This window comes from Bradyrhizobium sp. WYCCWR 13022 (assembly GCF_030435535.1).
GTDB lineage: Bacteria > Pseudomonadota > Alphaproteobacteria > Rhizobiales > Xanthobacteraceae > Bradyrhizobium.
Map to the genome: position 1 here is coordinate 52914 of NZ_JAUIZJ010000042.1, position 13738 is coordinate 66651.

Below are 13738 nucleotides of genomic sequence, written 5' to 3' on the forward strand. Positions count from 1 at the left end.
TCCGCGTGCGCCGCGATGGTGACGTCCGGGCTCCCGACCAGCGTGACGTTCGCACCGTTGTCGAGATAGGCTTTATGATTGAACAGGACGACATTGATCGCCAGTGATCCGGCAAAACTGACGCTGCTGGCGTCCCCGAGGCCGGAGATCGCTTCTGCGCTGAATACGCTTTGCTTGTCGTCCAGCGCCTGGACCTCAATGGCGAGCGAACCGCCAGTAACGGTGCTCGTTCCGCCAATGTAGGCAAGATCATCCCGGGTCGCGACATTGATCGCGACCGCGACGCCGACCGCCTTGGAAGCACCGCCGCCACCGCCGGACGAATCCTGGGTGAACCCACCATCCGCGTTGGTCGTCATCACGTCGACGGACGCCGCTATGATCGACGCAGCATCAATGCCGGCGTTGATGGTTCCGTCCTGCAAATAGGCCTTGGTATCGCCCGTATCTACCGCGACCGCGATCGCGCCCGCAAATGAAATGCTTTCGTTGCCTGAATCTCCCGCTGTCTGCGCGTTGTTGTTCTTGAGCGTCGTCTCGCTCGCGTTGTCGCCGCCGCCGCTCTGCGCACTGCCGCCGACCGACGAATTGGCCGTGGTCGTGATGTCGCGGTCCGTCGTGGCCTGAAGGCTGACTCCGAGGCCGCTGACGGTGGAACCGTCAACTGATGCTACGGTGTCACCGAAAACCACCGAAACCGCAACGCCCGCGCCGGCTGTTCCCGCGCTGCCGTCCGCCGTGGTCGTGGCATCGAGCTCGCTGCTCGCCTGCAGTGTCGCGGCGCCGCCCATGGCATTCACGACCGCGCTGTCCGACACGACGAGTTTTGCCCTGCTCTCGAACGCCGTGACGGCCACGGCTGCATCCTTCGATGCGTCGGCGTTGTCGGTCGGCACGGCCGATGCATTGATCGTCACGCTGGATTTGGCGGTCGCATCGATCTTGCCGCTGGCGCTGACGTTGGTCGAGGCCCCGTGGATCAGCACCTCCGGATCCGCATCGCCGGCGACGATCGTGATCTTGAACGAGTTGTTGTTGGCCGACGATGCGGTCAGCGTGCCGTCGACGGTCGCATTGAGAACCAGGTCACCATTGGTCGCGCTGAGCACGGAATCGCCGACATCGATCTTCGCGCTGGAAAAACTCGTGACCAGTGAGACGAGATGAATCTTGTCGCCGAGATTGTCGTTGATCGCGTCGGCGATCTTTCCGGTGATCTCGCCGCTCAGGTCAGGATCGTCAGCATTGCCCTTAGTAGTACCGTCGGCAGTCACATTGAGCGCCGAGTGCGCCGTCAAACTCACCTTGCCGGATGCGCTCAGATTGGCGCCGGACAGTGTGATGGCCGAATTCGCGTTGGACAGTATTCCCTGGCCTACGATCGCATCGCTAACGGCGGTGGCCTCCGACTTCAGCGACAGTTCGCCAGCGAAGCTCGCATGTGCGCCGGACGAGATTGCGGAATCGCTCGTGACGTTCAGGCCAAAACCGACCGTCGCGGCAGACGCGGCGTCCAGCGAAACGGTGTCCTGGAACAGCCTTTGATCGCCGCCGGTGAAATTGATGCTCAGTAGGTGGCCACCGATCGCTGCATTTGCAGTCTCAAAGGACTTGAGATCCAGGTGAATCGTGTCGCCGTAAATATCGTCTCCGCCGCCGCGGTCGATCGTGACGCTGTTGTCACCACCGGCAACGATTGATTTTGAACCGATGACCGATGCTGTCGCGTTGTCGTAGAGATTGAACGAGCCCGCCTCGGCCTTGAGCGTAAAGTCCGTATGCGTATTGAGGACCCCGCCATAGGTGATATCCGCCGACAACAGCAGCCGCGGCTCGATCGCCTCGAGCGTGAAGTTCTGGCGCCGCGGCTTTGCCGCCGGGCGCGCAGCACCGCCGATCCGCCGCTTTCTACTGTCCCGTCCCGGAAGGATCTCGCGAATGACCTTGTCGAGGAGGGATTCGAACGCGGAGCGCTTGTGAGCTTCCTTGTTCCAGCGCCAGGCTATACCCATCGGAATGCTCCATCGAAAAAATGGACCGAACGGCGAGCAGCAAGTCGAAGTTACGCGAACGCGCCTCAAGCAGTATGCGCCTGAGGAGAATGTCTAGCGGTGTGTGCCGGGGAGAATTTGAATGCCGGTGCCTTCAACGACACGCGGCATGGGAGGAGCTGAGTGCAAACTCTCAAAGGTGCTAAAATCTTTGATCATCGCAGCGCCTCCTTCGAATGACGATTGGGCGGCTTAAATTCGATTTATGCGTAGTTTAATACGGCTTTAACGACGACGTTATGACACGGCCACAGCCCGTCTACAAGCGCTTTGGCCTCTCGGCCGCCATCGGCAGCTCAGCGAGTCGGTGCCGACCTCGATACACAATCCATGATTGCAAGCCGATTGCATGGGGCACGGCTTGATCCGCTCAGTAAGCGCGCTCGCTCAACAACTTAGGAGGTCGCAAAGCCTCGGCGGCAGTCGCCTAAATGCACGACGACACCACATAGCTGGAAGTTGTAAAATCCGCCCAGCACTACGAACAGAATGCATCCGTTTACGTCGGCGAGCCTCAATCACGTACTCGCTCGACTTTTTTCCGGCGAGACTTATTTTAATCACCGGAAAGTGCGCAGTGAATGTCACTGCACGGCTTGCCAAGGGGGCATCACCCCCGCGCCGTTCGACCGTTACAGCATGATAAAAATTAGCGCAGGATCGCCCCGGTCGGAACTGCGCTCTTGGACCCTAGCCGGATCGCCGCGCGCAAAGCCGGAACGACTTTGATCGGCACTGTTTCCGGCGCGCGCCGTTCTGGCGAGGGTACATTCAAAAGGAAGGGGCAGGAGGACTCCCCATTCTCCCGATTAGGCCTCGGAGGCCTCGCGATCGCCGGCCGAAGAGATCCGGACATGAAAGCCTTTTGCCTCGATGGCACGGATCAGCTGTTCGAGGCTCATCTCGTCCGGGCGCATCGAGATCTGGTCCGAGGGCCCTTGATCCTGGGTGCTCACGATATGGACACCGTTCTCGAGAAATTCGGAACTGACGTCGAGAACCTTTGCCACGGCCTTTATGGTGGCGGGCTTGGGCAGCCTGCCCCGCTTCTCCCAATGCCAAATTGCGGGCGGCGTCACGTCAATCCGCCTCGCCAGCTCCGTGATGGTCATAGACCGCTCTTCCCGCAGCTGCTTCAAGCGCGAACCAAAGTTGGCAGCGGCCTTGTTCTTGACTTTAGGCACCTGTAAATTCCATTTATATTAGTGGGAATCAGCGTTAACGACCTTAAGTGGGCGAGACTAGGGGCTTATCCGCGTCGAAGTCAATCATCACTCATTGGTTTCGGCTCCCGAGACCGGCGTAGGCGGACATCGTCCGGCTAACTGCCATTCCGGTGCCGGCATTGCCGCCCTGACCATGCAAGGCCTGAGCCACAATTCCCAAAGCCAACGTCGCTTCGCGCGTCGGGTTCCTAGCTCGTTAAATCGACGCCGTCGCGACAGTTGCCTCGGCCAAGCAAGCTGCTTTGCCGAACGAAACGGCCGTAGTCGTTTCGACCAAGCGTGTAATGTCTCGCCTGCATTAATTAAAAAGGCAAGGCTCTTCCCGCCCGGACTTCGTTGCGATTGATCGGCAATCACGTCAATGCCACTATGTCACAACCAGGGTAAGGGTATGATCGAACGAGGCTTTCTCCGTCGCGGTCGTTAGCCCTGCAATGGGGGCTGGCTTGAACATTTTATCGCGTCTTCAACCGCGGGCGGGGCGCCCGCTCATGCTGACCGGGGCGTTTCTGACCCTGGCAGTCCCATGCGGCGCGCAAACGGCGGACACACGACAGGCAGTCGAGCAACGTTCCGACGCGCCCAGACACATCGAACATCGTCAGCCGATGACCGACATTCTTGCGCTCATGTCCGGCAAGTGCACGACACTCAAGATCGCCGGCCAGGACTATGCGTGCAAGGCCGTTGCCTACGCTCATACGGAATCCGGACGGGTCAGCTTCGCTGTGGCCCTCGAGGATCCGACGGACGATAGCCATGTCGTGTCTTTCTCAGGAGAAAATGGCAAGCGCTTCGATGACAATTCCTACGAGCTTCCGGTCGACCGGATGCTCTTGAATTCCAAACACAGGCCGAAGGTCCATGGGCTTCCGGTGCCTGCGGAGGAGGCGTCTACGGGTGTCTGCCGCCAGTTCGGCAACTTCGCAGCGCGCAAGGTTTCCAACGTCACCTGCACGGCGACCGACTCTCGCGGCCAGAGATATGAGCTTCTGTTCGTGTCGGATGGCACTCCCATCGGCGTTCGACGCGTGAGGCAATCAGCTCCTTCGATCAACGACCCGTTCAAGTGAATATCGGGACGGCCCGGGCGACGAATCTTCTCGCTCCGACGTTTCGCGCCGTGTCGCAGTGGCGCGCCAAGCCAGTTCAATAGCAATTCGGAGAATTGCCCCCAAGACCGGCACACGCATTCGAATTGGAGGCCCGCCACTGAACGACGGAGGTCGGGCTGGCGCCCTGCCCGTCCGCCGGCACGGCTTTCAGTCTTTCCGCCTCTTCCGCAACGATGGCCATGTGGGCCTTCGCGATCTGGTCGTTTCGCTCGAGAAGCGAGACCTTGCCCGCCTCGACCTGGACGGCAAGCGTCTTGCGCAGCGCATTCTCGCGGTCGAGCAGTTCCGGAAATGGCAGGCTGGGCCTGACCGAAAGCTCCGTCGCCTTCACGATGCAGTCGGCGCGCCGCACGGCCTGCGTGATCTGGTCGGGAAAGGCGTTCCGGCAATCCGCGAGCGCATCGGTCAGACTGACGGAGGCGTCCTCGCTCTCGTTCTGAAGCGCCTGCCGGACTCCCCCGCAGCCGGCGAGCAGGCCAAGGAGGACAACAACAACAGCTGTGCGCATCGGAAAAGCGTCACTCTCTCGTGGCGTCGGCGTCGGACGATGGCCACCTTGCCCTTCTCCGCGCTCGACGTCGCCGCAATTCCTATTTCTGGCGGAAGGCGTGATTGAAGGACATGATCAGCGGGCCGACCAGATATTCGAAGGCCGTGCGCTGGACGGTCGGGATCATGACGGTTGCAGGCATTCCCGGATAGAGCTTGATATTGGGCATGGCGGCAAGCTCGTCCCCGTCGATCCGCACGAAGGCCGTGTAGTACGGGTTGTTGGTCTTCGGATCGGTCAGACGATCTGCCGAGACCTGAATGACGTCGCCGTGAATGATCGGCACGATCCGCTGCTTGTAAGCCGTGAGGTGAACCTCCGCACGCGTATTGGGATGCACGTCGCTGATGTCCTCGACCGCCACTTGCGCTTCGATGGTCAGTCCGTCCTGCTCCGGGACGATGTCCAGGATCTTGTCGCCGCGCTGGATGACGCCGCCAACCGAAAAGACGTTGAGGCCGACCACCTGGCCACTGTAGGGCGCGCGAATCTCCATGCGCCCCAGGACCGCCTTGGCGTTCATGGCCTTCGGGATCACCTCCAGGATTTTCGCCTGCGTATCGCGAAGATCCTTGGTCACGTCGGTCATCCGATCGTTATCGAGCTGTGCAATTTGCTGCTCCTGCTCGGCAATCGCCTGGCGCGCCTTGGCAATGTTGGCATTCGCATCCGCGATCTGGCCCTCCAGCCCATAGGCGGTGCGCTCCAACTGCAGAATGCGGGGACGCGCGATCAGTCCTCTGTCGACCAGGGGCGCGATATCCTTTGCCTCGCTGTGGACGGAGTTGATCTGCTCCGTGAACGCCTTGACTTGCGCTTGGGCCCCCACGATCTGCGAGCCCAGTTGGTTGATCTTTTCCCTGATGACACTGCGTTGACCTTCGAGCGCGGCTCGCCGGCTGTCGAACTGGCTGATCTGCCCGTTCCATACGCTCTTGAGATAAGGATCGTCCGAGCGCGCCTTCAGGTCGGCGGGCATGACGAGTTCGGCCCCGTGGTCGAGCTCGGTCAGCAGACGGACCTCCGTGGCGCGAAGCACGACCCATTGTTGCGTGAGGACGTCGAACTCCGCGCGCGCCTGGGTCCCATCGAGCACGATGAGCAGATCGCCGGCGCGAACACGGTCGCCTTCCTTGACATGAAGTTCCTTGACGATACCGCCGTCGAGGTGCTGCACGCTCTTGCGGTTGCCATCGACCTTGACCACGGCGTTGGCGACCACGGCGCCGTTGAGCGGGGCGGTCACGGCCCATGCACCGATGCCGCCAAAGAACGTTGCGATGATGATCCAGCCGGCCAGTGCGACGTGCTTGATGGAATCGCTGGGTGGGCCGCCGGCGATCGCCCGTTTGGCTCCAACGCCCGTGAGATTTTTGGGTACCGCCTCGATGATCGCCATGGGACGCGCCTAGCTGCTGGAGCCTTGCACCGCGTGCACGGGCACGGGTACGGGACGGGTCAGGCGCGCCATGATCTCGGCGCGCGGCCCGAACATCTCGGCGACGCCCTCCCGGAGGACCAGGATCTTGTCGACGACGCCGATGGTGGCCGGGCGATGCGAGACGATGACGACGGTGGCTCCCCGCTTCTTCAGTTGTACGATGCAGTCCGCAAGCGCGACGTCGCCCTCGCTGTCGAGATTCGAGCTGGGTTCGTCGAGAACAACGATGCTGGGGCTGCCATAGACCGCTCGCGCCAGTCCGATGCGCTGGCGGAAGCCGCCGGACAGGATGGCGCCGCCTTCGCCGACCTGCGTGTCGTAGCCGTTCGGCAGCTTCAGGATCATCTCGTGCACGCCCGAGAGCTGAGCGGCAAGGATGACCTCCTTGTCGTTCCCCTCGTCGAAGCGCCCGATGTTTGCGGCGATCGTGTCGGAAAACAACTCGATGTCCTGAGGCAGATAGCCGATGTGGTCGCCGATCGCGCGCTTGACCCAGGTCGAGACGCCCGCGCCGTCCAGCCGCACGGCTCCGGCCGACGGCGTCAGCACACCGACGAGGTGGCGCGAGAGCGTCGACTTGCCGGCGCCCGAAGGACCGATGACGCCGAGCACCTCCCCCGCTTCAATCGCGAATGTGACGCCCCGCAGAATCGGCTTCGCCGTACCCGCCGGGACGAAAGTGAGCGCTTCGACCGACAGACGGCCCCTGGGCTTGGGCAGCGTCAACCCCGCCTCGAGAACGGGATGTGCCTGGAGCAGTTCACGAATACGAAGGAAGGCGGCCCGCGCCGACGCCAAACCCCGCCACGAGCCGACGATCTGCTCGACCGGCTGCAGCGCGCGTCCGAGCAGGATGCTGGCGGCGAACATCGAGCCGGTCGTCGTGAGCCGCTCGATCACGAGATAGGCGCCAAGTCCCAGGATCAAGGACTGCATTGCGAGCCGCAGGAAACGGATCAGGCTCTGGATCGCGGCCGCGCGATCGCTTGCAGCCACCTGCCGCTCCAGCATCCGGTCGCGGTCGCGGCCCCAGCGCCGCAACAGGCCGCCGGTCATGCCCATGGCACGGACCACTTCGGTGTTGCGCAGGCTCATCTCGGTGAAACTGTAGCTGCGGGACGCAGCCTCGTTCGATTCCGTCAGCGGCAGCTTGACCAGCCACTCGCTGAGCAGGGCCATCAGGACCAGGACGATCGAGCAGGCGAGTGCGAATGCCCCGAGGAAGGGATGCAGCACGAAGATGACGGCGATGTAGATCGGCGCCCATGGCAGATCGAAGATCGCATGGACGCCGGTACCGGTGATGAACTGACGAAACGTATCGAAATCGCGCAGCGCCTGGCTGCGGGCGCCACCCGCGACGGCCGAGCGATCGATGATCGCGGTCATGACACGCGACGCGATCTTCTGGTCGAGACGGATGCTTGCGCGGGTCAACACGCGCGCACGAACCGCATCCAGTCCGGCAAGCGCCATGAAGGCCAGCAGCAGCGCGATGGTGAGCATCAACAACGTGATCTCGCTGGCGCTCGAGATCACGCGGTCATAGACCTGCAGCATGTAGAGCGGGCCGGCGAGATACAGCAGATTAATGGAGAGGCTGAAGATGCCGGCCGTCAGAAAGTAGCCTTGGCAGGTCTGCAGCAGGCGCCGGAGTTCGTCCGGCCTTTTAAAAGGCGCGCTCACACAATCCGGCGGATGCCCGCCCCTCTAATCAAAAACGACCGACCGGAGCGACAACGCCCGGCAAAGTTAAAGACCGGCTGGCAGCCGTAACAATTCTCATCCAATTGAGCACAATGTCTAGCACAGCCCTTCCGCGTCGAGAAAGCAATCCTCGCTGAAAGGTAAAAGTGCCCGTAGAGCTACGGCATCAACGATATTTACGATATTTATTATCGATTGGAGCGCACCTGGAAGCAGCCGGGTGGCATAAGGCGGCGCCGGCGCCCGCCCCGTCATATCTCAAATCGTGGACATGGGTTCGCGCTCCCGCGGCGCAACATGCCCGGGTTCAATCTGGGAACTCCCTTTTCCCGGAGGAAAGGGCGCAGGGAAGGTCGGGCGCCGGCCGGCACCCGCAGCCCGTGTGCGAAGAAAGTGCGCACGGGTGGGTCACAGGTGATGCCGGCATCCCGGCCTTCCCTGCGCGGATGGTTTTAACGGTGTCCTTCGTGCTCTCCTCGGGGAGACGAGCTCAATTGCCCCCGTCGCTAGGCGGATGTTCGCGTTCACGCCGGTTGGCGCGAGACGCCTCCACAAGGCTTGGCGCCAGCTTCGGGCGCCAGGACCACACGACTTCTCCGTCCGCGCACACCTCCACCGGACCCTCGACGGTTGGCGTGCGCGCACCGTCGAGACCGTATGGAGACGCCGTCAGCGCCGTGTCGTACCGCGCCCAATCGCCGCTCACGGAGCACCATCGAAGGAGCCCCGCCCTGCGACCCTGTTCGCGCCGACGCCGTCGCGGCCACCGCATCCCAGCCCCGTGTCGTGACGATCGCGATACGCCCTTTTGACGGGCCAGGATGGCATGGCTATACGCCAGTCACGAACTTCTGTCAATCCGAATCTTTGGAATATACGAATTTCATTTTCACTCGGCGCGCAGCGGGAAGCGGGAAGCGGCGCTACGCGGGAATTCAGCGCGGGCACCCCCGATCTCGTCGGACGATTTTACCGATCACGAGGCGATCAACATAAACAAAGATAAATCAAATTTACGCGCCATTAAATCAGTCCGGAAGCATGCGCTTCGTCCGTAAGCGCTTTGGCGCCGCCGATCTCAGTTTAACGACTGAATTTACCCACCCTTAAATCGCTCCGTCGTCGGATCTCCGCGCAACACGCGCGACATGAGGCGCATTTTCTTTCGTCGCTACATGCAAGGAGATTCGATGGCGAAGCGGGGCGTGAATGATCAGTACGGGAATTTCTCTGAAGCGGATGCAAATGCTCTGGAATGGGAATTCGTCGGACTGAACATCGCCTCGGCACATGTCGGATCGATGGACAATCCAGCGGGCCATTCAGAGGATCGCGGGCTCGGAACGGATGCTTCAACCTCGGATGCGGGCGCGCCGGAGAGCTTCGCTGCGAAGAAGGGTGGCGGCGCCACCAGCAGCGGCGGGACAACGAGTGGCGGCACAACGAGCGGCAGCAGCACAGGGTCGACCACACTCGGCCAAGGCGCGACGACTCTTACCCTCCATGACGTGACGACCACCTGGCGCCCCCTCGCTCCGGCAATTGGTGATACGGCGTTACCCACAGATCCCTACTTCGCAAACTGGCAATGGAGCCTCACCAATCCGACAACTGGCATCAACGTCCCAAAGGCGTGGCAGAACTACACAGGTGCGGGTATCAAGATTGGCATCGTCGACGATGGCATCGACTACAATCATCCCGACTTGAGCCCGAACTATTTATCGAATCTCGACTACGACGCGACCAACGGCGGAAGCGACGCCTACGGCACTTCATCCGATAGCCACGGCACGACAGTCGCCGGCGTCCTTGCCGCTGCACACGATGGATCAGGTATCGCAGGAATTGCCTACCACGCCGGAATCGCCGGATTTCGCATCAGCTACTCTACCGGAGGCCCAAGCCAGATTGCTGATGCTTTCAACCACTTGGCTACCAATGGTATGGACGTCGCCAACGCGAGCTGGGGCTACAGCGCCGCGTATCAGGATAATTTCTTCAGCTCTTCGTTTGGGTCGTCAAAGTCGGCGATACTCAATGATGCCGCCAACGGCCGGGGCGGACTTGGAATCGATATGGTTTTCGCCGCGGGCAATGGCCGCGCGACCGGCGACAACGTCAACTATCACAACTATCAGAACGATCCTTACGTGATCACGGTGGCCGCTACGGACATCAACGGCCGCATCACCACATTCAGCACGCCAGGCGCCGCGCTGCTCGTCTCGGCTCCAGGCCTGGGAACCTATACCGACGATCGGCTCGGCTCCGCCGGTTATTCAACTGACGATTATACGTCTGCAGCCGGCACATCCTACGCGGCACCAACCGTCGCTGGTGTGATCGCCCTGATGCTGCAGGCAAACCCCACTCTCGGCTATCGCGACGTGATGGACATTCTGGCTTACTCGGCCAAGAATTCCGACCCGACCAATACCGGCTGGCAAACCAACGGCGCGCACGACTGGAACGGCGGTGGATTGCATTTCAGCAACGACTATGGCTTCGGCCTGGTCGATGCGACCGCCGCGGTTCGATTGGCCGAGAGCTGGCAAAAGCAATCAACCTACGCCAACATGTCAACTGAATCGGCCGGCCACACCGATAACGCGGCCATCCCGGATGGCTCCGGCAGCCTGCAAAGCCAGATCACCTTTGCGTCCTCACTGGAGGTCGAGAAGATGGTGATCGATCTCAACATCACCCACGCTCATGTCTCCGATTTGGCGGTCACACTGACTTCGTCGAGTGGAACGACAGCGGTGCTTGCGTCACATCCAACCGGCGGCACCGGCAGCGGTATCGTATTCGAAACGACCGCCAATAGTTTCTGGGGCGAGGATGCAAAGGGCACCTGGACCCTGACGGTGACCGATTCAGTGTCGGGCAACGTCGGAACGCTCAACAGCTGGACTTTGACCGCACTCGGCGACGCGCCGAATACACCGACCACGTACGTCTACACGGACGAGTTCGCAACCGCCGCCGGCGCAAGTCGGCAGGTCCTCAACGATGCCAGCGGATCCGCGACAATCAACACCGCGGCAGTTTCGACAGGATCATATCTCGACTTGAATCGGGGCGCGACCGACACCATCGCCGGCAAGGCCCTACAGATCGGAGCCAGCACGATCATCAAGAACGCCTGGGCCGGAGATGGCAACGACACCATCATCGCCAACGATTTCGGCGACACGATCCAGGGCGGCCGCGGCAATGACACGATCGTCGCCGGGCACGGCGCTGACGTTCTCTATGGAGGCTCCGGCAGCGACACCTTCATGTTCAAATTCCTGACCACCGCAGGAGCCGTCATTCGCGACTTTACTGCGGGCCAGGATATTATCGACCTGAATCAGATCCTCACGTCCGCCGGATATGTCGGCACCAATCCCGTCACGGATGGATGGCTAAACCTGCTCTCTGACGGGCATGGGGGAACCAACGTTGTCGTCGATGCCCACAACGGGCAGACGCCGGTAACGGTTGTCGACGTGACCGGCGTGGCCTCGAACCAGCTCCACTCGGGAACGCCGTGGACGCTGGTTGCATGACCGGCAATAGAAACCCGCGGCAGATATCTGCCGCGGGTTTCCGTCCACAAAGTCCTGGTCGCAATCCTAAGCGTGGCTGATGCCTGCGATCGGGTGTATGCCGAGCAGGTTCTGGTCCTCCAGGATGCCCCAGAAAGCGTCTGTCGTATTGGCATGCACATCGTATACGGCACCGCCAAGGCTATCCTGCCAGCCGATCAAGCTCCCATCGGCACTCACGACAAATCCCGCCGTCGTACCATCCAATCCATGGTTGTAGGCCGCGAGAGCGTTTTTCAGGCCTTCGCCGGTCGCCGTAACAGTGTATTGAGTAGCGTCGACAGCGGCATTCCCCGTGTTTGGATGGTAACCGGCCGCCGTTTCGTTGAATACTGCAACGAACTTGTTCCACGATGCGTCGCTCGACGGCATCGACGTGCTCTTGAACGTAATGGCATTGCCGCTAATCGTATAATCGTTGGTGCCAACTGCCGGGTTCGACGAAGTACTGCCGAGATTGATGATCGCCTGAACAGACGGAGACGTCAGGTCGTTGGCGGTTGACCAATTCAATTTGCTATCGCCGTTACTGATCAGCCCAGTTCCCTTCAACCACAGCACCGCCTCTTCGATCAGTCCGGTGGGAGATGCGTCAAAGCCTGCTGCCACACCACCGTGCGCCATGTCATAGGCATAATCGACGTACTCGTTGAGTTGCGCGGCTACTGCCTGGCTTGCGAGAATAGCGCGGGCATCCCCCGACACTGAGGTATTCGCAAGTACCTGGGCGGAGGCAAGGTCGAAGAACAGATGGTCAGACGACCCGTCGCCGCCCACAAGCCCATCATGGTTGAGATCGCCCATCAGTAACCCGGAATCACCGCCGCCATTGTTTGCGGTCTTGACCTGGCCGAGGCCGCTCGAGTTCCCGGTCGTGGTCAGATTGGCAAGCGTTATTGCTGCGGTTGAGCCGTTGTGGTTCCAGTCATATCCCGGAGTCACATTCACTTCAGCGCCCGCCCCCTTTTCATTTCCGTTATAGACATCCCACAGCGTCAAATGCGTGGACCAGTAGCCTTTGGTCAGGCCGGGAGTTGTTTGGTTGATTGCATTGGCAAAATTGTCGTTGGTGACGTTAGTGCCGCTCGTTCCAACGATTGCATAACCCGCTGTACCGAAGGTCTCCGTATAGCCTCCGGGCACCTCCTCCTGCACAAAGTATTTGCCAGGGCCCAGATTGCTGAACGAGTACGAACCATCAGCCGCCGTTGTCGCGACTGTGAGGAGCGATGTCTCGCCCGAGTCGACCTTGCCGTTGTTATTGGTGTCGGTCCAAGCAAAGAGATCGATCTTGATGCCGCCAAGACCGGTATCAATGCCGGCGTCAATCTTTCCATTCGAATTGGCATCGAGGTATTTTTTGCCCGAGATCGAGAAGAGCTCGAAGTTGGTAAAGTTGTTGCCGGTATCGGTCCCGCCACTGCCGGGATTGTCGACCGTCTGCACCAGCACGCCGGTCTGCTGCGAACCGCCCGGCACGACCTCGTAGATCTTCTTGCCAACGTCGGCCAGCGTCAGACCACCAATCGACCAGTTACCGGTCGCATCGGTGGTCGTCGACTTGTCGCCAGCCGTCAAGGTGCCGCTGTTGTCCTCGTCGATGTAGATCGTGACCGCACCATAGCTCCAGGGCTTGTCATCGGCGGTCTTGCCGTTGCCGGTCAGATCCTCGAACTTCTGGCCGCTGACGGTGAAGTTGCGGAAGTTGGTGAAGTTATTGCCGGTATCGGTCCCACCACTGCCGGGATTGTCGACCGTCTGCACCAGCACCCCAGTCTGCTCAGAGCCGCTCGGCACGACTTCATAGATGCTCTTGCCGACGTCGGACAGCGTCAGCCCGCCAATCGACCAGTGACCGGTCGCATCGGTGGTCGTCGACTTGTCACCAGCCGTCAGGGTACCGCTGTTGTCCTCGTCAATGAAGACCGTCACCGGACCATAGGTCCAGCCCTGGTCGTCGGCGGTCTTGCCGTTGCCGGTCAGGTCCTCGAACTTCTGGCCGCTGACGGTGAAGTTGCGGAAGTTGGTGAAGTCGTTGCCGGTGTCGGTCCC

At 60.9% G+C, this 13738-nt stretch carries 8 protein-coding genes (1 of these 8 running past the window's edge); 2 read left to right on the forward strand and 6 right to left on the reverse strand.

Annotation, left to right across the window (positions count from 1 at the left end; genetic code table 11):
* Positions 1-2012 carry the beginning of an LEPR-XLL domain-containing protein gene (locus QY049_RS35665; protein WP_301270490.1) on the reverse strand. The gene continues 26470 nt to the left of window position 1, outside the view, so 2012 of the gene's 28482 nt are visible here — the first part of the coding sequence; it begins with the start codon at positions 2010-2012; its stop codon lies beyond the left edge, outside the window.
* An 848-nt stretch (positions 2013-2860) separates the two neighbouring features.
* Entirely contained in the window at positions 2861-3235 is a 375-nt protein-coding gene (locus QY049_RS35670) for a helix-turn-helix domain-containing protein (RefSeq protein ID WP_194481848.1), read from the reverse strand.
* 533 nt (positions 3236-3768) lie between these two features.
* Here QY049_RS35670 and QY049_RS35675 point away from each other — a divergent pair.
* Positions 3769-4350 carry a hypothetical protein gene (locus QY049_RS35675; RefSeq protein ID WP_194481847.1) on the forward strand — a complete coding sequence of 194 codons (582 nt, stop codon included), beginning with the start codon at positions 3769-3771 and terminating at the stop codon, positions 4348-4350.
* A gap of 76 nt (positions 4351-4426) precedes the next feature.
* On the opposite strand, the gene QY049_RS35680 is transcribed toward QY049_RS35675, so the two are convergent.
* The 3 genes from QY049_RS35680 to QY049_RS35690 all read right to left on the reverse strand — a co-directional run bounded on the left by QY049_RS35680 (position 4427) and on the right by QY049_RS35690 (position 8069).
* The gene (locus QY049_RS35680) at positions 4427-4900 is read right to left on the reverse strand and encodes a hypothetical protein (protein ID WP_194481846.1); all 474 of its coding nucleotides are present in this window, start codon (positions 4898-4900) and stop codon (positions 4427-4429) included.
* An 82-nt stretch (positions 4901-4982) separates the two neighbouring features.
* The gene (locus QY049_RS35685) at positions 4983-6341 is read right to left on the reverse strand and encodes an HlyD family type I secretion periplasmic adaptor subunit (RefSeq protein WP_194481845.1); all 1359 of its coding nucleotides are present in this window, start codon (positions 6339-6341) and stop codon (positions 4983-4985) included.
* Between the two features lie 9 nt (positions 6342-6350).
* Entirely contained in the window at positions 6351-8069 is a 1719-nt protein-coding gene (locus QY049_RS35690) for a type I secretion system permease/ATPase (RefSeq protein WP_301270491.1), read from the reverse strand.
* A gap of 1211 nt (positions 8070-9280) precedes the next feature.
* Here QY049_RS35690 and QY049_RS35695 point away from each other — a divergent pair.
* Positions 9281-11647 carry a S8 family serine peptidase gene (locus QY049_RS35695; RefSeq protein WP_194481843.1) on the forward strand — a complete coding sequence of 789 codons (2367 nt, stop codon included), beginning with the start codon at positions 9281-9283 and terminating at the stop codon, positions 11645-11647.
* Positions 11648-11713: 66 nt separating this feature from the next.
* Here the strand turns inward: QY049_RS35695 and QY049_RS35700 are convergent.
* A partial coding sequence (locus QY049_RS35700) for an SdrD B-like domain-containing protein (RefSeq protein WP_301270492.1) occupies positions 11714-13738 on the reverse strand: 2025 nt, incomplete at its 5' end.